Raw genomic sequence first — 26,601 nt, 5'->3', positions numbered from 1 at the left:
GAAGCAAATATTTTTGAATAAACCCTTTTTCTATGCTTTTGCAGTCGTCATATTTGGCTTCTGTCTAGGTTTCTATTTCCCCCTATTTTTAGACTTATCCAAATTGCTTCTATTCGCAGTGTTTTTGGTTTTCCTTGTTGACTATATTTTACTTTTTTCCCATCGAATTGGAGTTAGTGGACAACGAATGGTTCAAGATAAACTATCCAATTCCGACAAAAATAAAGTTCGCATTCAATTCAAAAATCATTTCCCTTTTCGAATCAAATATGAAATACTGGATGAAATTCCTATCCAATTTCAAGAATTTGATTTTAAGATAAAAGGTGTGCTTTCAGCGAAATCACAAAAGGAACATGATTATACCTTGACTCCGCACGAAAGAGGTGTCTATGAATTTGGAACAACTCAAATTTTTGTGAGTTCACCCATTCAATTTCTTCAACGAAAAATAACACTTGAAACCCAAAAAACCATCAAAGTATATCCATCATTTTTACGTTTGAATCATTTTAGTTTGAAAAATTTCAAAGCGCATATCAATGAAATAGGTCAAAAGAAAATTAGACGAATCGGACATAGTATGGAATTTGAGCAAATCAAAAACTATGTTATGGGCGATGACATCCGAACCTTAAATTGGAAAGCAACAGCTAAACATCAGAAATTGATGGTTAATCAATACGTCGATGAAAAATCACAACAAGTTTATTGTGTTATTGACAAGGGACGAATTATGAAAATGCCCTTTCATGAAATGACGCTTTTGGATCACGCCATCAACTCTTCACTTATATTTAGCAATATCGTCTTACAAAATCAAGATAGAGCAGGTATTTTTAGTTTTTCCAATCGCATAGAAAACTTCGTCAAGGCAGAAAGAAGAACCAATCAATTGCAAAAAATATCGGAATCCCTTTATGCTCTTCAAAGTAATTTTATGGAAAGTGATTTTGGTAAATTATACAATTCCATCAAACATAAAATCACCCAAAGAAGTCTCCTATTGTTGTACACCAATTTTGAAAGCATGGATTCTCTCCATCGCCAATTACCCTATTTGTTAGGTATCAATAAAAATCATTTATTGGTGGTAGTATTTTTCCGAAATACGGAGTTGGAAGATTTCTTACATAAGCCAACGCAACAACAGGATGAATATGAAGAAGCATTGGTTGAGAAGTTTATTTATGAGAAACAGCAAATTGTATTGGAATTAACCAAATATGGAATACAAACCATTTTAAGCAAACCCGAAGATTTAACGGTAAATTCTATAAACAAATACCTCGAGATAAAATCCCGAGGCATGATTTAAATTCTTTGATTAAAGGATTATAATTCCACGAATTCGGAAATATGAGAACCTCTTTTAATTAGTTTATTGTCTTTGTCCAATAAGAAAATGGTAGGTGTAGAAGTAACGCCAAACTCAGCAACTCCCGTTGTATCCCATTGCAATAATTCGGTATAATTCAGCCATTCAAAATCTTTGGTAGCTGATTCAAATGCTGCTTTGTCGATATCTAAGGAAATACTTAATATCTCACCTCCTTCTTGTTTAAAGTTGCGATAATATTCTTTTACAAATGGCATTTCATCATTACATGCTGGACACCATGAAGCCCAAAAGATGACCAATTTTTTGTCGGCTTTGATGTCATGCAACGATTTAATTCCTTTTATTGGAGTTTTGAAAACCAAATTTGGAACGACTTTACCAGGAGCAACATTGTTATGTGCATTCAAAGAGGTTTTCAATTCATCTGTAATTTCACAAGTTAATGCAGAAGCTTTAGAATAATACTTTTCCAACAATCCAGAAAACTGCTCCGCAGGTAAAACCAAAAAGATAGATGATAGAATGTTTTGTCCACGAGATGTCTCCAAATCAGTTTTTTCTAATAGAAGATCAATTTCCTTTTCCAAAGTCGTATTAATCTCTTGCTGACTTTGAGCACCTACAATAGAATTACGCAAATAATCCAAAACCAATTTGGACATAAAGCCGCTTCCTTCCAAATAATCATTGTCATTAACAAAACGAGTCAAAATTTTGTGCATATGCATTTGTGCAGCAGGTTTCCCTTCTGGTTGAGTATTGGACAAATCGCTCAATTCTACAAAATATTTCAACAATGGTAAATCAGTACTAGGGTTTAAAGTTTTGATTCTCTCTTCTTCCTTTACAACTGCTTTGTAAAATTCATCATCAGTTTTATAAACCTGTTTTACCATCGGAAAAACACTGTTTTTAATATCATTGAAAGCTTGAAAGTTCTGATAATTTTGAAACCCTTTGGCATTTTTTCCTTCTTTGAACTCCAAATTGGTGATACCATTTGAACTCAATTCAGAAGAAAATTGAACATTTTCATTGTCCGTTAAAATATCAACCAATGCGTTATTTGCAGGTAATGTTAAACGAACAATTCCACTAAATTTCTCTGGAATACTAACTTGAAATTTACCGGCTTTATCTGTCGTAATTTTGTTGATAAGCTTATCAGATGATCCTTTAAACAAACGGACCATCACTGCTTGTTCGTTATAATTCTTGATTTCTCCTGTTATTTTAAACTGAGAGAAAACAAGACTTGAGAAGGTTAAACCTATGGTAAGAAAAAAATATTTCATGAATTTCTAAATTTTTATCAAATATAAAAAAAACCCTTCCGAAAGAAAGGGTTTAGATTGTATGATCGTTAAAACTATTTAGTTTTTAACTAATTTTCTTTGATTCCAGAAATAATATGCACCAATCAAGGCAAATGCCAAAACCAAGATGATTAAATATTGATCGATTGGCGTATCTTGAGCTCCAGGTGTTCCAGAATCTTCACCATAATCTGGTGGAGGTGGAACTTGGGCAAAAATACTAAGTACAGGTACTACAAGTAGTAATATGGATAATAATCTCGTTTTCATCAAATTTATGTTTAGGAATTGGTTATATTATTTAACAATTTTTTGGGTATAAACATCACCAGTATTAGATTCAATCTTCACGACATAAATTCCATTGGTTGGCAATTTAATTTCAAAGTCAGCATCAGTTTTGACATTGAAATACTCCATAATTTTTCTACCTGACAAATCGTACACTTTCAATGTATTTGCTAATGACCATTCTGGGTTGAAACGTACTTTATGAGTAGCCTTATCTTTGTAAATAATAGTTGATTCTGCAATTAATTCCTCTGCAATAAGCTCTTTATCAGCAGTTGGAACAGCATTCCAATAAACTTGATATCTGTTTGTCAAATTCTCTCCAGAAGCTTGGATGTTATATGAGAAATCTGTTGTGATAGGTAATAAAACATCTTCTACACTATCATGGAAAAAGAATGAATTTCCATCTTGGTAGTTAAAATCTGATTCCGTCAATTTTGAAAAGATATCATGGAAATACAAGTTTGCTTTTACTACATATGTTTCATTATCTCCAGCTTTTCTATTAAAGAAGAATGGAATTGGCTTGTTGGTATAATTCAATGCGATTGTGTTGATATGCATCTTTCTATCAGAAGCGTCAACCAACGTACCATTTGCTCTTTCTTGAGCTAAATAGAAACCAGTTCTCTCTGCGAAATCACTGTATTCAGATTCTAATTTATTTGGAACTCCATTTTTTGCCATATTTGTTGCAACCACGAAAGCTTTATTTCCAGTAAACTCATCAGCCTGATTGTACAACATTAACTCAGCTTGATAAAAGTATTTTTTAGTAGAGAATGAAGCAGCCATTGAATTGTTGTTATGAACTCTATCTTCAGCTACATCTCCTTCTGCTGTTTCCATAGCGTTATCATCTTCTAATCTTGGTGCAACTGGTGCAGGATTAACTACTACTCCAGGAGCCATTGCAAAAGTCTTCAATTTATCACTGAAATTGATTACACGTGCATCACCAGATGCTGCATCATCCAAAATAATGATAAATGGTTCGAAAGGCTTAACGATTAACGCATCTGCGCTTCCTGACCACATATGATTTGTGTTGTCATATTTCGCAATAAACATATTGGATTCAGAAGTAATATTTCCACTCAATGGAGTCCATACAACTTTACTCAATTTAGCTACACCAGCTAAGTTTGTAATATGGTTTCCATCATCATATCCATCTGCTCTTCCAATAAACGCCAAATTTAAATTAGACGTATATGGGTTTCCAAACTGATAATGGTATTTACCGTAGTTAACGTCTGCGGTTCCATTTTGACGAATTTTATCATCAATATAAGTTCTATAACGCTCGTTGTGGCTATTTTTCAATTCTTTCCAATCATTCCAGTTTCCTGTAGGATATACAGAAGTTTGAAAAGTTCTAGAAAATGAACCATTAGTAGGGGTACCTGGATATAATAATTTATTGCTAGAAGTATCTTCCATTAACGTTCTGATACCACCGCTATAATATTTCAAATTCAAAATAACGTAATCACCAGGTGACATAGGGGAAGTAGATACAAGATGATCAAATTCTGGTTTATCTGTATTATCCCACGTCATCATAGAAGAATAATATCTTGATGATTGAACATAATTTGTTCCGAACAAAGCATTCATTGCATCATTTGCCGTTGCAAAACTATACGGAATAGAAAACTGTCCCCAATCAAAAGAGGCAGGAGAGATTTTTCCTTTTTCCATAGCCAAATGATTGGCTGTAGATGCTTCATTGATGATAACTTGTCCGTAATTTTTTTCGGCAGTCCAAGTGCTAATGAAATTTTTACCAGTTGCATCACCTGCATTAGCGAAATTTCCATTTACTTTAATGTTTCCAGCATTTTCTACCACTTTCACTGCTGTTACCGCATTGTTAAGTGTAAGGTTTCCACCAAAATAAACTAAGGTGTTGGGATTAACTTTAACCTTTTGGTTTCCAGTTACATAAGCGTCTTGAGCAATGGTAGTTGAAGATAACACCCCAATGCACAATGATAAAAATAAGTAGCTATTTTTCATTTACGATATATTTTAGGTTGGGTTTTACTAAAATTTTTCACGAATTTGCTACAAAGCGAAATTCGGTACAAATATAATATAATTTTCTAGTATCTAACAAGTTTGTTGAAAAATCTACGGATTGATTTTATCAACAACTTTATCAAAACTATTCTGATTAATCATTTCAGGAGTAACGGATAAGTCTTTGGGTAATTCATCAATTCTGTACATCAAATCCGTAAAAATCTCCTCCGTAACCGATCTTAATCCTCTTGCTCCCAAACCAAGTTCATCTGCCTTTTTCACAATTAAATCCAATGCTTCATCGGTCACATGAAGATTCACCCCATCCAATTCAAACAATTTCTCATATTGTTTGATCAAAGCATTTTTTGGCTCTGTCAAAATTCTCTTCATTGCAACATCATCAAGAGGCGTTAAATTGGCAATAACAGGCAAACGTCCGATCAACTCTGGAATCAATCCAAACGCTTTTAAATCCATTGCATTTACCTCTTTCAACAAATCTTGCGAATCTTTTGGAGCATCTTCATTTTTGAAACCAATAACATGGGTATTCATACGATTGGCAATATGTCTTTCGATTCCAGAAAATGCACCACCTGCAATGAACAATATATCTTTGGTATTGACTTCCACGAATTTTTGATCAGGATGTTTTCTTCCGCCTTTTGGTGGAACATTCACAATTGTTCCTTCCAAAATTTTCAACATCGCTTGCTGAACTCCTTCTCCCGATACGTCTCGTGTAATGGATGGATTATCGCTTTTTCGTGCAATTTTATCGATTTCATCAATGAAAACAATTCCTTTTTCGGCTAATGAAACATCATAGTTCGCATCTTGAAGCAATCTGGTCAAAATACTCTCAACATCCTCTCCGACATATCCTGCTTCGGTCAACACCGTAGCATCCACAATCGCAAAAGGAACATTCAACATACGAGCAATAGATTTCGCCAACAAAGTTTTCCCACTTCCGGTTTCTCCAACCAAAACAACATTGGATTTGTCAATTTCTACTTCGTCTTCTTCTCTGGTCGGATTCAATATTCTTTTGTAGTGATTGAATACTGCTACCGACATGATTTTTTTTGCGTGATCTTGTCCTATAATGTATTCATCCAAAAAAGATTTTATCTCTTTCGGTGACTTTAACGGCAATGGATTCACTAAATTTTGATTTTTCTTGAAAGAAATTTCTTCCTGAACAATCCCATATGCTTGTGAAATACATTGGTCACAAATATGCCCATCAATCCCTGCCACAAGCAGATTAACTTCACTTTTTCCTCTACCACAAAATGAACATTTATTTTCTTCCAATTTTTTCAATTTTTTGAGTTTGCAAATCTACGAAATTTCAACTATTTGGTAGAAAAGAATTTGTTAAGCATTCCAGCAGGAAGAATTTTCCTCCATTCTTCATCGGTCAATAAAAAACCATAAAGAAGTATAACAATCAATTCAAATTTCCACAATTCAAACTGAACCATCATCGTAAAGTGAATAATGATAGATAAACCGATAGCTAAAAATCTTGTTTTCTTCCAAATGACCAAGGGTACAAATGTCAATTGCTGTACAATGACAAAATAGCCAAGGTATTTTGAAATAAATGCATGGGATAATATTGGTTTAAAAATACTGGTTTCAAATCCTGCGTATTGAGAAAAACTATAAAACAAGGCTCTTCCACCCTGCCAATCTCCATCCATCATTTTGAAATAGGCATTGTTCATATATACCAAAAATAAATGCAGTATGATGGACCAAATTCCCAATTTGGAAATTACCCCTTGGTAATTGGATTTTTGAACCGATAGATATTGAAAGGAATTAACCAAAACGAAGTAAAGCAAGCTAAACTTTAAAATGGTATCTCCCCAAGTTAAAAGCGGCATTGTCATTTCTACCCAATACCAATAAAATAGAAATACCAAAAAGGAAATGATCGTTCGTCCTATTCCCAAAATGAAGAGTAATAGAATCAATCCATATACTCCAGAAAAGATTTTCCAATTTTCTGATAAAACAGATACAGTTCCTGAATTTGGAATGAAATTGTTATAGGTTGAATCAAATAAAAAGCTGCCTGAAGGAAGTGTGAAAATCAAATCTGTTAATAGCAATAATCCGATTAACACACGAAAGATCGCTGGATAAATTGTTCGATTAGCAACCCAGAACTCTTTCATTGGTTAAAGTTTAAGTGGGTTTTGAAAAAAACTCCTTTTCCAATTTCGTAGGTAAAATCATTTTTGAAATCGGGTTGGAAATTTAAAATCATCGGATCTCTTTTAACAGAAATCGAAACGCTATCAGATTTAAAATTTGAATTTTCTGCAAGATATAATTTCGCAAAATTCTGTAAATTCTTTTCAATTCGTTGAATTTTTGGCTGATTTAGCAAATGTTCATTTAAATCCAAAGAATCCTTCTTGTAACGCTTTTTATACAAAGCTGATTGAAATTCGAAATCTAAAACTTTTAGTGGTCCCTCGTAAACTTTGCTTTTGGCAAAATTCGTTTTGTCTTGAAAAATCCCTTTGGAATCATCCGAATGAATGTATTCTGACAATTCAACTGATTTCACTTTTTGTCCTGTCAAGTAGAAATCATATTGAACATGGTAATGCGTATTGGTTACGGGCGCATACATTTTGTAGGCCGATGGAATGATTCCTTTGAAAACAGACTTGGAAATTCCATCATAAAAAAAGGCTACTCCGTACACGCCGATCCAGTAAAGGATAAACAGTACAAAAAGTAACCTTTTGGGTTTCATATGAACGAAATTATTTCTTAGGCAATAATACCTCGTCAACCATTCCGTATTCTTTCGCTTCCAAAGAAGTCATCCAATAATCTCTTTCACCGTCTTTCTGAATTCTTTCAACCGTTTGTCCTGAATGCTCTGCGATGATATTGTACAATTCATCTTTCAACATCAAAATTTGCTTCAAGGTAATTTCCATATCGGTTGCTTGACCTTGTGCTCCACCCAATGGTTGGTGAATCATCACACGAGAGTGTTTCAAAGCAGAACGTTTCCCCGCAGCTCCAGCACACAATAAAACCGCTCCCATAGAAGCTGCCATACCTGTACAAATAGTTGCTACGTCTGGTTTAATGATTTGCATGGTATCGTAAATACCCAAACCTGCGTGAACTCCACCTCCTGGAGAATTGATATAGATCTGAATATCTTTGCTTGCGTCTACACTTTCCAAGAACAATAACTGAGCCTGAATGATGTTGGCAATTTCGTCGTTGATAGGCGTACCCAAAAAGATGATACGATCCATCATCAAACGAGAAAAAACATCCATTTGTGCTACGTTCAATTTACGCTCCTCTACAATATATGGAGTCATACTTTCAACATAACTATCCACATGAAGGCTATTGATGCCTTGATGTCCAGTTGCGTATTTTTTAAATTCTTCTCCGTAATTCATACTAATTTTTCTTTCTAATTCTAAGTGTTTAAGTCAAAAACCATGCAAAACGAAAGGTATGACTTTTTGTCCACTTTAATTAATTAGTGATTATGATCGTGGTCGTGAGAATGAGCTTTTTGTTTCTCTTCCATCAACTTCACGAATTCATCAAATGTAACAGATTTTTCATTCAATTTCACATTTGACTTGAAAGTTTCCATCATTTTGGTAGCAAAAACTTGGTCTGCCAAACGTTGGAATTCTTGTTGATTTTGCAAAGACCCTTGAACGATTCTTTCTAAATCTTCTTCTGGAATGTTTGCTTGTCCGTACATAGCCAATTGTTCTTTGATGATGTTACGCGTTGCTTCTTCAACATCTGCAAATTCAACTTTCAAATCATAGGTTTCGGCAACTTTCGCTTCGATCAATTGGTAACGTAAGCTATCTTCCATTTTCTTTACCTCTTCTGCGGCTTGTTCCAATGATTCTACTTTATCATTGGTTTGGTGCAACCATCTGTTCAAGAAATCGGTTGGCAAATCAAATTTGGTATCTTTGATCAAAGCCTCAACTACTTCGTTCATCATTTGTTTGTCCGTCTCACGGTCGTACATTTTTTCTGCTTCCGTTTTGATTTTGTTACGGAATTCAGCTTCGTCAGCTACAGAACCTTCACCATATACTTTATCAAACAAAGACTGGTCTACTGGAGATGCTTCCATCGCAGTGATTTCTTTGATTTCAAATTGCAATTGACCCTCAAATCCAGCAACTTTTCCTGCATCCCAAGAAAGGATTTGCTCCAAAGTCACTGCATCTTCATTGATTTCTTTTGCTTTTACAACCACAACATCACCAACTTTTTTCCCGATGAATTTTTTCGGTTTTGACAATTCGTCAACAAATAAGAACAAGTCTTTTTCTGTTCCTTCTATTTCTTTTTTGTCAGCATCCAATTCTTTCATCGTTACTTTCACGTTTGCTCCTTCTTCTACTTTTTCCAAAGTTTTCATGGAACCAAAACGCTTCGCGAAATTGTCTACATATTTTTGAACTTCTTCGTCGGTTACATTTACTTTATAGGTATCTGCTTTTACTTTTGATAAGTCAACTTTGAAGTCTGGAGCCAATCCCAATTCAAATTCAAATTCCAATTGGTCTGCATCCCAATCCATATTTTCATTGAATTTTGGAAGTGGATTTCCTAAAATGGAAATTTTTTCTTTTTGAATATATTCGTTGATTCCAGTTTGCAATAATTGGTTTACCTCATCGAAAATGATGCTTTTCTCAAATTGTTTTTTCACAAAGCTCATGGGAACTTGTCCTTTTCTAAACCCTTTGATAGCAGCATTTTTACGGTAATTATTTAAGGCTTTTTCAACTTTTTCTTTATAGTCGTCTTTTTCGATTGTTACGGTAAGTACAGCATTTAAATTATCGATACTGTTTTGAGTAATATTCATTTTCTAAAAAATTTTGGTGTGCAAAGGTAGAATAAAATTAATTGGTGATAGAAAAGTTTGAACCGAAAATTTCTTAACAAATTGAAAAAGAAGAGCAATCTTATCTATATTTACTTTTTATTCACTTAATCTTTCATGAAAACTTTACATTCTGTTTACCTATTTATATGGTTTAGCATTTCATTTGCTCAAAAAATACATTGGGGCGAATTGAAACAAAATGAAATTGAATTAAAAACAGTTGATTTTGAAACCGATGCAGACTTGGTAATTTTAGAAGAATTTGGAGATCTTAAAATCACAAGATTTGGATATGAAATTTTGGAATATTCCAAAATCAAAATTCTTACGCCAAATGGTTTGGATCTCATCAATCGATCATGGACCTATCCAAAAAATAACATCCATAATAAAGTAAGCTTTGAGAAAGGGAACGTTTTGAATGTTGAAAATAACGAAGTACAAATTCATCCTTTAAAAAAAACAGATCTGATTATTCATAGCATCGATGAAAATACAGAAGAACTAAAAATCCTCTTTCCCAATATTAGGGTTGGTTCCGTTGTGGAATATCGACGAAAAATACTTTCAAATGCAGATTTATATAGTTCTCCTTGGAGATTTCAAAACGATCATCCTACCTTAAAGTCTACCTTACGATTACAAAATGCAAGTAATTTTAAGTACAAGATCATTTTAATGGGGGATCGCTTGCACAAAAAATATGGAAACAAATCCAATCAAAAAGTATGGGAATTGACGAATATCCCAAGCACTAAAACCATCACTCATGTTCATAATGTAGAAGATTTCCGAGAGCGACTAATGCTTCAATTTGATTCTTCTACTTCAACTCATGGAACTTATTATTCCTCTACCAGATGGTCTGATTTCAAAAAGGTATTGATCAATGACATCAACACTTCTCTATACAAATTGAGCATTTCCAATATTGCTGCAAAAATTCCAAGTGGAAAGACCAAAGAGCAAACCCTTATCAATTGCATTCAATATCTACAAGACAATTACAAATGGTCTGGAAGATATTCAGTTACTCCAAAGGACTTAAAATTAAATTTATTATCGAATCAGCCTGCGCATTCAGCAGATTTCAATATTTTACTCAAAGAAATTTTAGCTTACAAAAAAATCAATTCCTATTACGTTATTGGAAGTTTTAGAAGCAGAGGGAAATTGGTTTTGGAATACCCTGTTTTTTCCCGAATGAGCAATCTATTTTTGGTAGTTGATTTGGACCAGAAAAAACAAAGACTGATTGATGCAGCAAGTATGGATCCTAAAAATATTGATTTTCCAAATCTCCGATTTTTCAACAATTCCTTTATACGAGTTGATACTTCTGTCGATATATTTTTAGCCATAGAACCGCAATTATCCGTTATGGAAACGGTAAGTGAATTGAATTTTATGAAATCAGAAGTTCAATTGAAATCACTTACCAAAGCAAATGGATACTTTGATGAAATTCGTATTCCTGAAATTGTTCAAAAGAATGCTGAATTTTCTACAAAATATGAAAGTGAACCTCAAACAAAGGACAACTGGACTAGCAAATCAAAAATCTTTCAAACAAATGATTTAAAAAACATCTTTCAATTTGACAATCCATTTGTTGATGATTTTCAAAAATTTGAAATTGAAAACAATCGAAATATTCCCATTGAATTTGATTTTCCATTTATCAAAACCTTTGTTCTTAAAATTAATCATTTTGATCGATACCAACTGATGAATGATAACTTCAATTATCAAGTAAGTTGTTTAGATTCTAGCCTAATTTATAGCCAAGACCTCCAAAAAATGGATGATCACTATCTCGTTACTTGGCAGTTTTTAGTAGGAAAATCTCATATCAATACGAGTGAAATCAAAGAATTCACCGAATTCCTTCAAAAAGTAAAATTGAATTTACAGAATAGCCTTATCCTTAAAAAGTCAAACTAGGAGAATTCTAAAAAAAACCAAGGTTTCATCAATTCCTCGTAAATTTGTACCTTAATATTAATTGAAATGAGCTTAGAATCGAAAATAACCGAACAAATGAAAGAGGCAATGAAAAGCAAAAATCAAATTGCCTTGGAATCTTTGCGTGCCATGAAATCTGAAATTTTATTGGTCAAAACTTCTGGTGGTAATGGAGAGATGAACGAATCTCAAGAAATTGCCATGTTGCAAAAATTGATCAAACAACGCAAAGAAGCAGCAGAACAATTCACCAACAATGGTCGTACTGAATTGGCCGAAAAAGAATTGGCTCAAGCAGAAATTATTCAAGGTTTTTTACCTCAACAATTGACGCAAGAAGAACTAGAATCTGAACTAAAAGCAATTATTGAAGAAGTTGGCGCAACATCTGCCAAAGAAATCGGCAAGGTAATGGGCACTGCATCAGCAAGATTGGCTGGAAAAGCAGAAGGAAAAATGATCGCTGAAACCGTCAAAAAACTCTTGAATTAAGCTTTAATTGTTAAAATTTTTAACAAATTATTAATTTTTAACATAAGTTTAACCGGGATAACTAATCCTTTTTCTACAAAGGATTTACACAAAAAATATGGGTTGATTTCGACCCATTTTTTTTGTCCTATATTTTTTGAAAACACAACCAACTTACCTTTGCATGAAATCTGAAAAATAATAAAAATGAAATCAATCATTACATTTGTATTAGTAATAGGGTTTATCGCATTTAGTGGAGCAGGTCTTTACAATGGTGCTACTTGGTTAGCAGGTAGTGGAAAAGCTTCTTATTATGGAGAAAAATTCCACGGTAAAAAAACCGCCAGCGGCGAAAAATATGACATGCATGACATGACAGCCGCACACAAATCACTTCCATTTGGAACGAAAGTGAAAATTACTAATCAACGCAACGGAAAATCTGTTGTAGTTGAGATCAACGACAGAGGTCCATTTGTAAAATCTCGCCAATTTGATTTAAGCAAAGCCGCTTTTTCAAGTATTGGGAATTTAGACAAGGGCATTATGACTATCGACTACGAAGTCATCAATTAGTAGACAACAAAACTGATTATAAAAGCATCCAAAATTTGGATGCTTTTTTTTTGTACTTTTAATTTCTAACAAAGTCCGCCATGTTAAGCCATTATATTCTGTTCAGCTGTATCAGTTTGATTTGTATCTTATCGGTATTGCCCTTACTCAAATCACCTAAGTGGTATGTTCGAGTTTGGGATTATCCAAGGTTTCAATTTTTTTGCGTTTCTATTTTCTTATTGATTTGCTATATCGTATTCATCGATTTTGAACATACGGCAGATTGGATCTTTTTGGTTGTTTTGATTGCAACAATCGTTTATTTGTTTTGGTTCATTTATCCTTATTCATTTTTATCTAAAAAAATGTTACCAAATGAAACATCTCAAAACCCGAAACATCGTTTAAAACTTCTAACAATCAATGTATACCAAGACAATGAGGAATATGCCTTAACAGTTGAACGAATCAAAGAAGTCAATGCAGATATTGTCTATTTGTTGGAAACCGATCAAGAGTGGATGGATGCTGTTCAGGAAATCAAAAAAGATTATCCCTATTTCATTGAAGTTCCTCAAGACAACACTTACGGTTTGCTGCTCTATTCCAAATATGAAATTCTCAACGAATCCATCAATTTTTGGATTGACGAGGAAATTCCCTCTTTAACCTTTGATATCAAAATCAAGGACAAACTTGTTCGTCTGTATGGCATTCACCCTACTCCACCCGTTCCCCAAGAAAATCCAGAAAGTACGGAACGCGATGCAGAAATATTAATTGTGGGCAAAAAATCTGAAGAATTCAAAGGACCATCTATTGTGTTTGGAGATTTGAATGATGTTGCATGGAGCCATACAACTCGTTTGTTTTTACGCATTAGCAAAATGCTAGATCCAAGGATTGGACGAGGAATGTTCAATACGTTTCATGCGAAATATTGGTTTGCCAAATGGCCACTTGATCACTTTTTTGTCAGCAGTCATTTTCGTTTAATTGAAATGAAAGTTGAAAAATCTGTTCAGTCCGATCATTATCCGATCAGCATCGATTTATCCATCCAATGGGAATTGAAAGAGAATGAATTAGAAGCAAGTCAAGATGACAAGGAGGAAGCTACCGAAATTATTGAGGAAGCTCGGGATTGATTTCATCAAAATCGAAAAAGGAAAAATGAACGTTTCCATATTTTCGGGTTTGCAACAAATGCTGATGTTCCTCAAATTTTATGGTAGCTGAATGTTCCACGACCAATTCACCTCCTTCATTTAACCATTTGTTCTCTCTTACCATTTCCACCAACTTATCGTATTCTTCCTGGGTAAACGTATAAGGTGGATCAACAAAAACAATATCAAAACTTCCGTAGGTATTGCGTTTCAAAAATTGGAAAACATCATTTCGTACGATGGTCATTCGATCTGCAATGGACAATTTCTGAGCAGTTTCAGTCAAAAACTTCACACAACCTGGATCTTGATCAACCGATACGATACGTTGACTTCCGCGCGAAGCAAATTCCCAAGAAATACTTCCGATTCCTGCAAATAAATCCAAAACCGAAATTTCATCAAAATGATAATGATTGTTCAAGACATTGAACAAAGCCTCTTTTGCAAAATCCGTGGTTGGACGTCCAGGTAAATTACTTGGAGCTATGATTTTTTTTCCTCGGAAGGAACCAGAAATGATTCGCATTTTGTTAAATTAAATAAAGTAAAATGTTCTAAAAAATTTTCGTCTTTCAGTCCTACACTTACATGTCGAACATATTTTTTGAAAATTTGAAATACTTTTGTATTGGCCAATAATTGACCATAGGTTTTGAGTTCAACTTTATTGGTATCCAAACTAATTTGCTCAATTGCAAACAATGTATAAAATAAAATGTCTTCGCCTGTTAAGGTTTCAAACAAATTGTAATAACCAATCTGTTCACCATTCATCACCAAAATCTCCAAATTTTGATGAACCAAATTCACATGAACAATGGTATTTGATGAAAGGGTAACGGAATTAATCAATACTGATCCTGAATGGTAAATTTCAACCTTGGCATATAATTCATTCAGCTTGTTGATCAACAATTGTGATCCACCAAACAAGAAACTTGCATGGAATCTCGTTGAACTTTCCAACAATATATTTTCTTCAAATTCAGATTCACTAAAGTTTAACAAGGATTCTGAATTGACGCTTAAATATTCATTGGGCACCATATTGAAAAAGCTTGTTACCAATCCAACTTTCACAACATCAAAGGTTCTTCTCAACAATAAATTCACTTCTAATTCACGTACGACCTCTTCTTCCCATTTGCTAAAATGCGACACTTCAAAAGTTGAAACTTTCGACATATTCCCATCTGCAGATTGGGTACAAAACGAAAATCCATTCTTATAAAAAAGCAATTGCAATGAATTCATAGGTGATTTTTCGCTGAACTGAATTAAAAATTTAAGCCGTAAAGATAACGACTTTCCAAGTAAAAACCGAAGCAAGATTCTGTGAATCCTTTAAAAATCGAATTATCCCAAGTAATCGTCCTACTTTTGCGATAATTTTGTAGATTTGATAAAACACAATTAGATTTTGAAAACCATTGCTGTTATTCCTGCACGCTATGCTGCAACCCGTTTTCCTGGTAAACTGATGGCTCAATTAGGAGATAAGTCTGTTATTTGGATGACCTATTTGAACACCATCCAAACCGAGCTTTTTGACGATGTTTTTGTAGTAACCGATTCTGAAGTAATTTTTGAAGAAATCACCAAAAAGGGTGGAAAAGCAATCATGAGCATCGCGGAACATCAAACAGGTAGCGACCGAATTGCAGAAGCAGTGAAAGATTTGGATTGTGATATCGTCGTAAACGTTCAAGGTGACGAACCTTTTGTGAAAAAAGAAGCGTTGGCAAAATTGGTTGAAGCCTACGAAAAGGATTTCAATCAAGAAATTTCCTTGGCAACTTTGGCGCAAGAAATAACCAACGAAGAAGACATACACAACCCCAATAGTGTGAAAGTGAATTGGGACATACATAATTTTGCCTTGTATTTTTCAAGAAGTCCGATTCCTTATCCACGCGAAACCAATTTCAAAGCAAAATATTACCAACATATTGGTATCTATGCATTTCGAAAATCTGCCTTATTAAATTTTGCAAAATTACCCATGAGACAAAATGAAAAAGCAGAAAAATTGGAACAATTGCGCTACTTGGAATATGGAATGAAAATAAAAGTATTGGAAACTGGATTTATGGGAATCGGAATCGATACACCAGAAGATTTAGAAAAAGCCAATGCTTATTTGAACAACCACCTAACTATTACGAAATGAGTTTTAGAAATTTCCCCATGGTTCCCCGTGTCATTTACGGAAAAGGATCTTCGCAACAAGTTGAGGAAATAGTGGAACCTATTCGTCAAAATGGGTATCCTATTATATATTTTGCCGATCATTTTTTCAAAGACAAATCTTTGGTTCAACATATTCCGGTTCAAAAAAATGATAAAATCATCTTCATCGATACAACCGAAGAACCCAAAACATCTGATGTTGATCAAATTAGAGATCAATTAATAGAAGAATTTGGAAAGGTTTCTGGGATCATTGGATATGGTGGAGGAAGTGTGATGGATATGACCAAAGCAGTTTCCTTGATGATGAACAATGAAGGTTCTTCTGCCAATTATCAAGGCTGGGATTTGATTCAAAACGAAGGCGTTTATCATGCGGGAATTCCTACTCTTAGTGGAACGGGAGCTGAAGTATCTAGAACCTGTGTCTTGACAGGTCCTGAAAAAAAACTCGGTTTAAATTCAGACTTCACGCCATTTAATCAAGTAATTTTAGATCCCAATCTCACGCAAGGAGCACCCAAAGAACAAGTATTCTTTACGGGAATGGATTGCTATATCCATTCGATTGAATCCTTAAATGGAACATTTCTGAACGCCTTTAGCCGTAGTTATGGTGAAAAAGCACTCGAATTGTGCAAGAAAATATTTCTAGAAAAATCGGAATGGGATGAGGAATCTGATGAAGATTTGATGATGGCTTCTTGGCATGGCGGTATGAGTATTGCCTATTCACAAGTTGGCGTTGCACATGCATTGAGTTATGGATTGTCATATGTTTTGGGCATCAAGCATGGGGTTGGAAATTGCATCGCTTTTGATCAAATTGCCGAATTCTATCCGGAAGGAGTCAAAGATTTCAAAAAAATGGTGGACAAATTTGAAGTGGAAATTCCAAAAAATATCTGTCAGAACTTATCGGACGAACAAATGAATAAAATGGTGGCTGTTGCCCTAAGTCTAACTCCTCTTTGGGAAAATGCATTGGGGAAAAATTGGCATCAACAGATAACCGAAAAGAAAATCAAAGAATTGTATGAAAAAATGTAGTTTGAAAATGAATTTAAAAATCTTTTCTCTCTTTTTAATCCTCTTTAGCGCTGGAAACTTGAAAGCGCAAACCGCAAAAAGTATCATTGAAAAAAATCTAGAAAATTCTGGAGGAATTCAAAAATGGCGTTCTTTAAATTCTATTATTTTAAAAGGTGATGCCGTTTGGGGATTGGATCAAAGTTTTCCAATGACCGTTTATCACAAACGTCCTTCGCAAAAGAAAGTTGTCTTTCTGATAGATGGTAAGGAGATATTAAACGAAGGCTATGATGGTAAAAATGGTTGGACCTACAACGAAATTTCGGGTAAAAACACAATCAAAAAAGACTATCAACCCGATTCTTTTGAATCTGACATTTTGGATTATGACAAGAAAGGATTTGAAGCAGTTTACAAAGGCAAATCAACTTCTGAAGGACAAGAATGTAATTTGGTAGAACTTACGAAAAATGTCAATAAAATCACCTATTGCTTTTCAACAAAAGATGCAAGTTTATTGTGGGAAGAGAACAAGGAAGAAAAAATGTATTACTACGATTACAAAATCTTTGACGGATTAAGATTTGCTACGCGAATGGTGGGTCACCCAAAAGAAGGAGGTGAATATGTCATCAAATTCTACCAAATTCAAATCAATCCAACAATTGATGATAAAGTATTTCGTTTTTAAAGACACAAAATATTAAATCCAAAACTGCTCACACTCGAGCAGTTTTTTTTATCAATAGGTTTGAATTTCCACATCTTTTTCCGAATTCAACACAATTTGAGGTTTGCCTTTGAATTCCACCAATTTTCCTTTGGCACAAACAGTTTTTCCCACAAGAAATTCAGCTGGATCATAGGAGAAATTCTTCCGATCTTTGGCATAAACCACAAAGGTTATAGGATTATCTGGAAAATCTTCACCCACATTTAATAAGGTTACTGGAGAATTTCCTTTGGTTAAATAGGAACCATAAATCTTGTCACAAATTTTGACATTTTTCCCCATATAATCGGGAATTTGATCAAGACTAATTAGTTTCTGACCAAATGAAATAGAAGAAACCAACACGAAAAAGAATAATAATCGCATCATAATCGTAAGTTTTTAAGTTGTTTAGGCTTAAAAAGATACGAAATTATCCAATAGAAAATTGTTAAAATTATCGACGCATTCCGATTTCAATTCCTTTGATTCTTCGGTACAATTCTGTCGCATAATTGTCGGTCATGCCCGAAACGAAATCCAATACGCCCAAAACCTTATGGTAATCTGACTGATCTTCGTATAAAAATTGATTGGGAATTAATTTAATCGCTTTTTCATCTGCTTTGCTTCGATTTTCAGCATGTAAAATTGGAGGAATGAAATGAGACAATAATTCTGACATAACGTTGAAACCTGCGTTTTCGATTTCCACCACTGCATGATGGTTGTAAATATTTTCAATCGAAAAGGTTTCTATCTGTTTCAATACAGCTTTGGAATTTGAATTTTTCTCTTCATCAATTAGACTTAACAAAGGCTTTTCCAAAGTTCCATTTAAAATTTCCTCAAAATGATTTTCAAATGTTTTAGCAGCATTCATCATCAAATGCCCGATAGATTTCGCACGTAAAAAAGCAATTTTTTCGTTTTTATCCTGAATCAAATGATGGCGATTTTTCAGTCCGTCCAATCCTTTTGCATCCAAAGAATCAATCAAGTCCAATAATAAATTCACGCATTTATCATGATCGATAATTCCTAAACGATGCGAATCTTCTAAATCGATGATGTTGTAACAAATGTCGTCTGCAGCTTCTACCAACCAAACAAAAGGATGTCTTTTGTAAATGGTTGGAATGGTTTGTTCCAAAATCATTTGGGTTTCTGTCGCAATTTTCTGGAAATTCTCCTTTTCTGCTTGGAAGAAGCCAAATTTCTTTCGATGCAAAATACCTTTGGTTCTAGCGATGGATTCACAGGGATATTTCGCAATAGCCGCCATGGTTGCAAAAGTTAAACCGATGCTTCCTTCCAACTTTCCTGTTTGCTGTTGAGTTAAGATTCGGATCGCATTGGCATTTCCTTCAAAATGGATAAAATCGGTCCATTCTTCTGCTGAAAATTTCGGTTTGTAAGTCGATTCATTTTTCTCAAAAAATGATGCAATCGCATCTTCTCCCGAATGCCCAAATGCCGGATTTCCTATGTCATGGCACAAACAAGCAGAGGAAATCACATTGTATAAATTATGACGATAAAACGATCTTGATTCTTTTGTTAACTGCTCTTTGTATTTTTTGACAATGAATTCACCTGCTAAATTTCCTAGTGAACGCCCAACAGATGCCACTTCCAAAGAATGCGTCAATCGATTGTGTACAAAAACACTACCAGGCAAGGGGAAAACTTGGGTTTTGTTTTGCAATCGACGAAAGGCAGAAGAAAAGATAATTCGGTCAAAATCACGTTGGTATTCTGTACGAGTATCTTTACTCGCATCTACTCCCAATCGTTTTCCAGAATATAGTTCGTTCAAATCCATCATAGAGCAAAGATAGAATTATGGATTGTAAGATTCGAATTCTTGAAAAATTTAATGCGAAAGAACTTTTGGTTTGGCGAGGGGAATTAAAAAGGCGACACCTAATTGATGGGTATTGATACCTTTAAATTCTTGGTTCGTTAATTTCCAGTTATATCCATAAAATATTTTCATTCCAAGAATCGTAGTTCCAATTTCCGGTCGGAAAACAAAACTTCCTTTTTCAAAATTGGTATAATAAATAGCGTTTAATCCTATTCCTAGTCCCATTCCAAAATACAAACCCAATTTAGGTCCAACAATAAAATCGGAACCACCCATTCGAAATTCTGAACCTATAAATTTGGTTACAAAAAGCATATGATGATAGGTAGAATGCAACGCAAATCCAAATTCACCATAAGAATTATGACCTAAATTATATCCTAAAATAACCGCTGGGCGATTGGAATAACTATGCGGATGAGCTATTCGAAGAGAGTCTGCAGAACTTCTTTTCCTTTCAAAATCTTTGATTTCCAAAGAATCTTTCTGTGCAAAAGATTGGGAAAATCCGAGAAGCAGAAATAACAAAAAATAGGATTTCCATTTCATGAAAAATTCAGTCAATATATATTAGTATGATGTGGATTAGAATAGAAAATATATCACCAACTTCCACTGGCTCCACCTCCACCGAAGCTTCCACCACCAAATCCGCCGAAACCACCTCCTGAGCTGCCACCGCCCCAAGAGCCACCTCCGCCCCATGAACTTCCGCCGCCCCAAGAACGAGTTCCACCGCTGGTAAGAATGACATCTCCCCAGTTAAATCCGCGACGACCACGATTTCCACTTCCACCGCCACCACCTTTACTTGAGATAATGATGAACAATAAAATGATGACAAAGAAAAATATAAAAACTCCCCAACCATCGCTACTGGATTGATTGGATTTGGGTTTTGCTTGGTATTTCCCAGCAAGGCTTAGGTGAATTGCATCAAGCGCATTGACCAAACCTTGGTAATAATTTCCATTTCGGAATTGAGGAATCATCTCTTTGTCGATGATCAATTTTGCAATACTGGGAGGAAGATGAATTTGCGCTCCGTAACCTGTACGAATGTCCACTTTACGATCTTCATTACTCAAAACAATGACAATACCATTGTGATCATCTTTTTGACCTACTCCCCAATTTTCACCAATTTCACTTGCTAAAAGATGAATGGGATAGCCATCTAGTTTTTGAAAAGTAACAACGACAACTTGAACAGAAGTTGAATCGTTATAGGCGACCAATTGACGTTCTAAATCGGCTTCTTCAACCGGATTCAACATATCGCCAAAATCATGCACCAACTTTACCGCTGGTTTATAATCTTTTTTCACAACCTCAAAAGGAGTTTGCGCAAAAAGGATGAATCCAATGAGGAAACTGATTAAGAATAATAATTTAGCCCCAACTGATTTCATCTGGCAATTCATTTTGGTCATCGTCTTGATAAGGAAAATGTTTTTGCAAAGCAAAACCGGCCATTTCAATGCCTTTTACTAAGCCTTTTACATATTTTCCTTTTTTAAATTTTTTAATCACTACATCTCTTATTTCATCCCAAAAATCATCGGGCGTCACAGCATCAATCCCAATGTCACCAATTATGGTGAAATTATGGTCTTTGGGTGAAACATGAAAAAGTACTCCATTGCGGTCTCTTGTTTCACTCATTTTGAGCGAATGAAAAACCGCAACGGCTACTTCCAAGTGATTAGGAGCTGGATCTGCGTCAATATGCACACGGATTTCTCCGCTTGTATTGCGTTCCGCTTCCTGAATCGCTTTGATGATCTTTTTCTGATCTTTTTTATTGAGTGTAAATTCCTTCAAAATCCATTATTTCGAAAAGTCAATTTTTGGAGCATTTTCTGATCCTTCAGTTGCCTTAAAGAATCCTTTCTCTTTGAAATTTAAAAAACCTGCTATTATGCTCTGAGGAAATGTTACAATCATTCTATTATAAATTTCTGCTTGATCATTATATTTTCTTCTTTCAAATAAAATCTCTTGTTCCATACTTGAAATTGTAGCTTGTAAACTAGAAAAATTTTGTACCGCTTTCAAATCGGGATATCTTTCAAAAGATGCTATCAATCTACTAAATGCACCTCCTAATTGGTTTTGTGCTTCTTGAAATTGAGCAATTTTTTCCGGCGATAAATCCGTACCTTCATCTATGTTAATTTGAGTTGATGTTGCTGTGGCTCTTGCATTTATTACTTCATTTAAAGTTTCTCTTTCATATTCTGCTGCTCCCTTAACAGTACTGACTGTTTGATCAATTAAATCCATTCTTTTTTGATAAGTATTTTCAACATTACTCCATTGTTTTTGAACAGCTAGATCTTGAAGTTTAACTTTATTATTAAAATTAATACCCCAGAATACCATAATTGCTAATAGAACTAATAGAATTCCACCACCTACTAAACAGCCTTTTTTCATAGTTTAATGTTTTTAATTTAATGTAAATGTAATTAATTCAATTGATGTTTTTACACATTTGTGGCTTGAATTAATGTTGCTGCCCAACTTTCTGAAAGAGGCAATTCCCATCCTTCTTCAAATGCGTCTAACCTTGTAATTCCATTGTGAAATACGGAAGCATGCATCGGAATTTCATTGTTTTTTACTTTTTGTTTGAATTCAGCCAATGGCAAAGTAATAATCTCTCCATCAATCTGATAGGAAACCAACATGCGGTTCAACAAACCAAACTGATATTTTTCTTCTAATCCTTTGATGATTCGGGTCATGCTATCAATGGAGCATCCCGATGCTTTGGTATGGTTTTCATCAACAGCCAACACGATAAAGCGATCATATGGAATTGCATAGGCAGCTGTTAAAGCCGCACCATGAGCATTCCACTCCTTCATAAATGCATCCAAGGTTTGTTCAATTTCTACAATTTCTTCCGCAGTAAAATTTCGTTGCGATTGGAAAATCCATATTTTGGAATCTTGTGGTAAGTTCATATTTTCAATTCTTCTTGCAAATATCGCAAATCCTTTACCAAAGTTTCCTTTTTCTCCTTGAAGAATTCAATTCGCAAAAAAAACATTCTTACATCATTGATTTGGAATGATTTTTAGTAAATAACCTAATCAAAATAAAACCCTATGAATAACCTCATTAAAATTTTAGTCATTTGCTTTTTACCTTTAGCAGGATTTGCTCAAACCATTGGATATGATTTGGACAAAAATAGATGTAACAAAGCTGCAGGTATGACGTTTTCGAAAATTAAAAACGAATGCGTTCAGCCGTTTAATCAACCGATTATGGTTCAAAGTTTGGATGATGGAACGAAATCTTATTCGACACAAACACCCTTGATTTTCAATGAAGATAAATCCAAAGTTGAAGTATTTCTTCCCGATTCAAACAAATCCTTGATTTTGAAAAGAAGCAAAAAAGATCCTACCACATGGAAAAAATCTGGTGTTCAAGTAAAAGAAGATGGTAATTCCTATCAAGTGCATCAAAAAGGTAAACTGATTTACCAATCAGCATAAAATGAAAAAGCCCGAATGATTTCGGGCTTTTCTATTTCTAAATTGTTTGTTTTTATAAATCTTGTGCTTCGGCAATCAATTCGGCTAAATCCTTCACCAAAACTTCTGATTCTTTGTTGGCGTGTTTTACACCGTCGGTCATCATGGTGTTACAGAAAGGACAACCCGTTGCAATGATGTTGGGTTGTGTTTCCAAAGCCTCTTCTGTACGCTCGATGTTGATGTCTTTGTTTCCTTTTTCTGGCTCTTTGAACATCTGAGCACCACCAGCACCACAACAAAGTCCGCGGGTACGGCAACGTTTCATTTCGACCAATTCTGCGTCCAATTTTTCAATCAAACTTCTTGGTGCTTCGTAGATATTGTTTCCTCTTCCCAAATAACAAGGATCGTGGAAAGTGATTTTCTTTCCTTTGAAAGGCTGGCTACCTTCGATGGTCACGCGACCTTCATTGATTAAATTTTGTAAATATTGGGAATGGTGTAATACCTCATAATTTCCACCCAAAGACGGATATTCGTTTTTAAGAGTATTGAAACAATGCGGACAAGCTGTTACAATGGTTTTGATTTCGTAAGCATTCAAAACTTCGATGTTCATCATGGCTTGCATCTGAAAAGCAAATTCGTTTCCAGCACGTTTTGCAGGATCACCTGTACAACCTTCTTCGGTTCCCAATACGGCAAATTCTACTCCTACTTTGTTCAGAATTTTGACAAATGCTTTGGTAATTTTTTTTGCTCTATCATCGAAACTTCCAGCACATCCTACCCAAAATAAAACTTCAGGTTGTTTGCCTTCCGCCATGTATTGTGCCATTGTTTTTACTTCCATCCTACTCGTATTTTAAAACTTCAAATTTTGGATTTAATTTTTAGGACAAACCCATTAGTCTTTTGCCCAATTTAATCGGTCTTGTTGGTTAAATTGCCATGGAGCGCTATTGTTCTCGATATTGGCCATCATCAAATTCAACTCTTGAGGAGCTGCCGATTCTTCCATCACCAAGTATCTTCTCAAATCCACAATAATGGACAAAGGATCAATATTAACAGGACAAGCTTGGGTACATGCATTACAAGTTGTACACGCCCATAATTCTTCTGCAGAAATATAATCGTGAACCAATTTTTTGCCATCATCTTCCCATTTTCCTTTTTCATCGATGATTTTGCTTACATCTTCTAGACGATCGCGCGTATCCATCATGATTTTACGAGGCGATAATTTTTTGCCTGTAATATTGGCTGGACATTCAGATGTACAACGCCCACATTCTGTACAGGTATAAGCATTCAATAGCTGAACTTGATTCAAATCAAAAATATCTTTCGCTCCAAAGGTTCCCGGATCGGCCATTTCGGTTCCTTCAGCAGGAGCTGCAAATGGATCGGCATTTGGGTCCATCATCAATTTCACTTCATTGGTTACCGATTGTAAATTGTTGAATTCACCTTTTGGTTCCAATTTTGAAAAGTAGGTATTTGGAAATGCTAAAATGATATGCAAATGTTTGGAATAGTACAAATAGTTCAAGAAGAATAAAATTCCAATGATATGAAACCACCAACATACACGTTCTATGATGATCAAAGTGGATTCACTTAAACCCGATAAAAGAGGTTCGGTCAACCAACCACTCATCAAGAAACTTCCTGTTTGGGTATAACCTTCAGCACCTAATTTCTGCAAGGCTGCATCAGCACCATTCATCATTAACAAAGCCACCATAAAGGCAACTTCCATATATAAGATGTAATTGGCGTCAGATTTTGGCCAACCTTTCATTTCTGGATTGAGGAATCGTTTTACTTTGACGATGTTTCTTCTGATCAAGAAAATGATACATGAAACCAAAACCATAAAGGCTAAGAATTCAAAGAATCCGATCATTCCTGTATAGAATCCGCCTAAGAAACTTAACACACGGTGCGTTCCGAAAATCCCGTCAATAAGAATTTCCATCACTTCAATATTGATCAAAAGGAAACCTACATACACAAAGCCGTGTAAGATAGCTGGAATAGGACGAACGCCCATTTTGCCTTGTCCCAATGCGACGCGAAACATGGTGTTCCAACGATCGGCAGGGCGATCAAAACGATTTAAGGGTTTACCTAACTTGATATTACGGATTAATTTCTTGACGTTTTTGCTGAAAAACCATCCTGCGAATCCTAAAATAAGTACAAAAATAATGTTGTCTATGTATTGCATAAACTAGTCTTCTTTGGGTGTTGCTTGCTTTTTGCCAAAGATAGAAAATTGTACATATCTGTTTGGATTTTCTTTAAAATCTAGCAACAAAGCATCCAATGTTTCTGATGTTCTCGTTAAATTATCATACAGCTCACGATCGTTCAAAAGTGCGCCCATAGTGCCCTTACCGCTGTTTATATCATTCATGGTTTGGTTTAATTTTGCAGATGCCTCTTCAAAATTAGCCATAATTTTTTCCAATTCTAAATTATTCATTTTATCGGCTACCAAAGCAAATTTGTCCATTGCTTGTTCGGCAGAAGCCAAAGTATTTTTCAATTGCGCATTGTTATCTGCGATTAATTTATTGGCACCATCAGAAGTACGTGTCAATGACTGAGAAGTTTGACCAATATTTTGCAAGGTTGCATCTAAGTTTTTCAACACTTGTTTCAAGGTTTGACGATTTTCTTCGTCTAGCATTTTGTCAACACTTCCCATGGTCGAATTAAACGTAACCAATAAAGAGTCTAATTTGTTTTTGGTAGGTCCCAATTCTTTGGTTAACATATCGGTCATTGCCGATTTGATCGTACCTTGAAGTGTATCACCTGATTCAGCTTTTGGACCTTGATAATCCAATAATAATCGAATTTCTGGACCAGACATCAAACCTGGTTCCCAAATTTCAGCTTTGGTTTCTTTTGAGAAATCAATGTGACGATCCAATTTGATGGAAACAATAAAGGAAATGGGTGTTTTATCATCTACAATAATGATATCTTCAATACGACCAATTTTTAAACCATTTACTGTAACTGATTTTGAGGGTGTTAAACCGCTTACATTTTCATATTTAATATAATAGGTTTCCCCACTTGAAAATAAGTTTTTTCCTTTTAAGAAATTATAAAGTGCATAAAACGCTATCAACGTCACAATCACTACAAAACCCGTCTTCACTTCTTTTGTGATTCTCATCTTCTCATTTATTTAGGGCAAAAAT

Annotated in this window: 29 protein-coding genes; 9 read left to right on the top strand and 20 right to left on the bottom strand. The window is 34.7% G+C overall.

Translation table 11 applies throughout. The features are described from left to right. Positions 1-103 precede the first annotated feature (103 nt). Entirely contained in the window at positions 104-1,318 is a 1,215-nt protein-coding gene (locus ABID46_RS07680) for a DUF58 domain-containing protein (RefSeq protein WP_354508722.1), read from the top strand. A 17-nt stretch (positions 1,319-1,335) separates the two neighbouring features. On the opposite strand, the gene ABID46_RS07675 is transcribed toward ABID46_RS07680, so the two are convergent. The 8 genes from ABID46_RS07675 to tig form a co-directional block, all read right to left on the bottom strand. Next, positions 1,336-2,637: a thioredoxin-like domain-containing protein gene (locus ABID46_RS07675; RefSeq protein ID WP_354508720.1), complete on the bottom strand. Its 1,302-nt coding sequence runs from the start codon at positions 2,635-2,637 to the stop codon at positions 1,336-1,338. Between the two features lie 78 nt (positions 2,638-2,715). Then, positions 2,716-2,928, bottom strand: coding sequence for a hypothetical protein (locus ABID46_RS07670; protein ID WP_354508718.1), 213 nt, complete (start codon positions 2,926-2,928; stop codon positions 2,716-2,718). Positions 2,929-2,955: 27 nt separating this feature from the next. Beyond that, positions 2,956-4,974 (bottom strand): T9SS type A sorting domain-containing protein, encoded by a 2,019-nt coding sequence (locus ABID46_RS07665; RefSeq protein WP_354508717.1) that lies wholly within the window; start codon positions 4,972-4,974, stop codon positions 2,956-2,958. 114 nt (positions 4,975-5,088) lie between these two features. Further along, positions 5,089-6,303, bottom strand: a complete 1,215-nt coding sequence (clpX, locus tag ABID46_RS07660) for an ATP-dependent Clp protease ATP-binding subunit ClpX (RefSeq protein WP_354508715.1) — start codon at positions 6,301-6,303, stop codon at positions 5,089-5,091. Positions 6,304-6,344: 41 nt separating this feature from the next. Next, positions 6,345-7,175, bottom strand: a complete 831-nt coding sequence (locus ABID46_RS07655; protein ID WP_354508713.1) for an HTTM domain-containing protein — start codon at positions 7,173-7,175, stop codon at positions 6,345-6,347. Continuing rightward, entirely contained in the window at positions 7,172-7,765 is a 594-nt protein-coding gene (locus tag ABID46_RS07650; protein WP_354508711.1) for a hypothetical protein, read from the bottom strand. Before ABID46_RS07650 ends, ABID46_RS07655 begins: the two co-directional genes overlap by 4 nt. 10 nt (positions 7,766-7,775) lie before the next feature. Beyond that, positions 7,776-8,438, bottom strand: a complete 663-nt coding sequence (clpP, locus tag ABID46_RS07645) for an ATP-dependent Clp endopeptidase proteolytic subunit ClpP (RefSeq protein ID WP_354508709.1) — start codon at positions 8,436-8,438, stop codon at positions 7,776-7,778. An 83-nt stretch (positions 8,439-8,521) separates the two neighbouring features. After that, positions 8,522-9,889, bottom strand: coding sequence for a trigger factor (gene tig, locus ABID46_RS07640; protein WP_354508707.1), 1,368 nt, complete (start codon positions 9,887-9,889; stop codon positions 8,522-8,524). Between the two features lie 135 nt (positions 9,890-10,024). Here tig and ABID46_RS07635 point away from each other — a divergent pair, with 135 nt between their 5' ends. The 4 genes from ABID46_RS07635 (at position 10,025) to ABID46_RS07620 (ending at position 14,055) form a co-directional block, all read left to right on the top strand. Then, on the top strand, positions 10,025-11,854 hold the full coding sequence (locus ABID46_RS07635; RefSeq protein ID WP_354508705.1) for a DUF3857 domain-containing protein: 1,830 nt from the start codon (positions 10,025-10,027) through the stop codon (positions 11,852-11,854). A 66-nt stretch (positions 11,855-11,920) separates the two neighbouring features. Next, positions 11,921-12,367: a GatB/YqeY domain-containing protein gene (locus ABID46_RS07630; RefSeq protein ID WP_354508703.1), complete on the top strand. Its 447-nt coding sequence runs from the start codon at positions 11,921-11,923 to the stop codon at positions 12,365-12,367. A 186-nt stretch (positions 12,368-12,553) separates the two neighbouring features. Then, on the top strand, positions 12,554-12,925 hold the full coding sequence (locus tag ABID46_RS07625) for a septal ring lytic transglycosylase RlpA family protein (protein ID WP_354508701.1): 372 nt from the start codon (positions 12,554-12,556) through the stop codon (positions 12,923-12,925). Positions 12,926-13,005: 80 nt separating this feature from the next. Beyond that, positions 13,006-14,055, top strand: coding sequence for an endonuclease/exonuclease/phosphatase family protein (locus tag ABID46_RS07620; protein ID WP_354508699.1), 1,050 nt, complete (start codon positions 13,006-13,008; stop codon positions 14,053-14,055). Here the strand turns inward: ABID46_RS07620 and rsmD are convergent. After that, the gene (rsmD, locus tag ABID46_RS07615; protein WP_354508697.1) at positions 14,033-14,605 is read right to left on the bottom strand and encodes a 16S rRNA (guanine(966)-N(2))-methyltransferase RsmD; all 573 of its coding nucleotides are present in this window, start codon (positions 14,603-14,605) and stop codon (positions 14,033-14,035) included. The two genes, ABID46_RS07620 and rsmD, sit on opposite strands and share 23 nt — an antisense overlap. Beyond that, positions 14,563-15,333 (bottom strand): DUF3822 family protein, encoded by a 771-nt coding sequence (locus tag ABID46_RS07610; RefSeq protein WP_354508695.1) that lies wholly within the window; start codon positions 15,331-15,333, stop codon positions 14,563-14,565. The genes rsmD and ABID46_RS07610 overlap by 43 nt, the downstream gene beginning before the upstream one ends. 166 nt (positions 15,334-15,499) lie before the next feature. On the opposite strand from ABID46_RS07610, the gene kdsB reads away from it, so the two are divergent. From kdsB to ABID46_RS07595, 3 genes are read left to right on the top strand one after another with little or no spacing between them, the layout of a single operon-like run. Further along, complete coding sequence (gene kdsB / locus ABID46_RS07605; RefSeq protein ID WP_354508693.1) at positions 15,500-16,249, top strand: 3-deoxy-manno-octulosonate cytidylyltransferase; 750 nt, start codon at positions 15,500-15,502, stop codon at positions 16,247-16,249. Beyond that, positions 16,246-17,319 (top strand): iron-containing alcohol dehydrogenase family protein, encoded by a 1,074-nt coding sequence (locus ABID46_RS07600; protein ID WP_354508691.1) that lies wholly within the window; start codon positions 16,246-16,248, stop codon positions 17,317-17,319. The genes kdsB and ABID46_RS07600 overlap by 4 nt, the downstream gene beginning before the upstream one ends. Before the next feature lie 7 nt (positions 17,320-17,326). Beyond that, positions 17,327-17,992, top strand: coding sequence for a LolA family protein (locus ABID46_RS07595; RefSeq protein WP_354508689.1), 666 nt, complete (start codon positions 17,327-17,329; stop codon positions 17,990-17,992). A 51-nt stretch (positions 17,993-18,043) separates the two neighbouring features. On the opposite strand, the gene ABID46_RS07590 is transcribed toward ABID46_RS07595, so the two are convergent. The 7 genes from ABID46_RS07590 to ABID46_RS07560 all read right to left on the bottom strand — a co-directional run bounded on the left by ABID46_RS07590 (position 18,044) and on the right by ABID46_RS07560 (position 22,855). Then, a complete protein-coding gene (locus ABID46_RS07590; protein WP_354508687.1) occupies positions 18,044-18,403 on the bottom strand; it encodes a hypothetical protein in 360 nt (119 codons plus the stop codon). A 67-nt stretch (positions 18,404-18,470) separates the two neighbouring features. Then, complete coding sequence (dgt, locus tag ABID46_RS07585) at positions 18,471-19,838, bottom strand: dGTP triphosphohydrolase (protein WP_354508781.1); 1,368 nt, start codon at positions 19,836-19,838, stop codon at positions 18,471-18,473. Positions 19,839-19,889: 51 nt separating this feature from the next. Continuing rightward, positions 19,890-20,432 (bottom strand): hypothetical protein, encoded by a 543-nt coding sequence (locus tag ABID46_RS07580; protein WP_354508685.1) that lies wholly within the window; start codon positions 20,430-20,432, stop codon positions 19,890-19,892. Positions 20,433-20,485: 53 nt separating this feature from the next. Continuing rightward, the gene (locus ABID46_RS07575) at positions 20,486-21,295 is read right to left on the bottom strand and encodes a TPM domain-containing protein (protein WP_354508683.1); all 810 of its coding nucleotides are present in this window, start codon (positions 21,293-21,295) and stop codon (positions 20,486-20,488) included. Next, on the bottom strand, positions 21,276-21,707 hold the full coding sequence (locus tag ABID46_RS07570; RefSeq protein ID WP_354508681.1) for a TPM domain-containing protein: 432 nt from the start codon (positions 21,705-21,707) through the stop codon (positions 21,276-21,278). The genes ABID46_RS07575 and ABID46_RS07570 overlap by 20 nt, the downstream gene beginning before the upstream one ends. A 6-nt stretch (positions 21,708-21,713) precedes the next feature. Beyond that, the gene (locus tag ABID46_RS07565; protein ID WP_354508679.1) at positions 21,714-22,322 is read right to left on the bottom strand and encodes a LemA family protein; all 609 of its coding nucleotides are present in this window, start codon (positions 22,320-22,322) and stop codon (positions 21,714-21,716) included. A gap of 50 nt (positions 22,323-22,372) precedes the next feature. Then, entirely contained in the window at positions 22,373-22,855 is a 483-nt protein-coding gene (locus tag ABID46_RS07560; protein WP_354508677.1) for an ABC transporter ATPase, read from the bottom strand. 144 nt (positions 22,856-22,999) lie between these two features. Here ABID46_RS07560 and ABID46_RS07555 point away from each other — a divergent pair, with 144 nt between their 5' ends. Then, positions 23,000-23,395, top strand: coding sequence for a hypothetical protein (locus ABID46_RS07555; protein WP_354508675.1), 396 nt, complete (start codon positions 23,000-23,002; stop codon positions 23,393-23,395). A gap of 52 nt (positions 23,396-23,447) precedes the next feature. Here ABID46_RS07555 and ABID46_RS07550 read toward each other — a convergent pair whose 3' ends face one another. Genes ABID46_RS07550 through ABID46_RS07540 form a run of 3 tightly spaced genes read right to left on the bottom strand, consistent with a single transcriptional unit; the run spans position 23,448 to position 26,576 of the window. After that, positions 23,448-24,230, bottom strand: coding sequence for a (Fe-S)-binding protein (locus tag ABID46_RS07550; protein ID WP_354508673.1), 783 nt, complete (start codon positions 24,228-24,230; stop codon positions 23,448-23,450). 54 nt (positions 24,231-24,284) lie between these two features. Beyond that, a complete protein-coding gene (locus tag ABID46_RS07545; protein WP_354508671.1) occupies positions 24,285-25,613 on the bottom strand; it encodes a 4Fe-4S dicluster domain-containing protein in 1,329 nt (442 codons plus the stop codon). A gap of 3 nt (positions 25,614-25,616) precedes the next feature. Beyond that, complete coding sequence (locus tag ABID46_RS07540; protein ID WP_354508669.1) at positions 25,617-26,576, bottom strand: MlaD family protein; 960 nt, start codon at positions 26,574-26,576, stop codon at positions 25,617-25,619. Between the last annotated feature and the right edge of the window lie 25 nt (positions 26,577-26,601).

Origin of the sequence: Moheibacter stercoris, from assembly GCF_040545805.1 — a bacterium.
In the GTDB taxonomy this organism is placed as follows: Bacteria; Bacteroidota; Bacteroidia; order Flavobacteriales; family Weeksellaceae; genus Moheibacter; species Moheibacter stercoris.
This window is presented reverse-complemented; position numbering and strand designations above follow the sequence as displayed.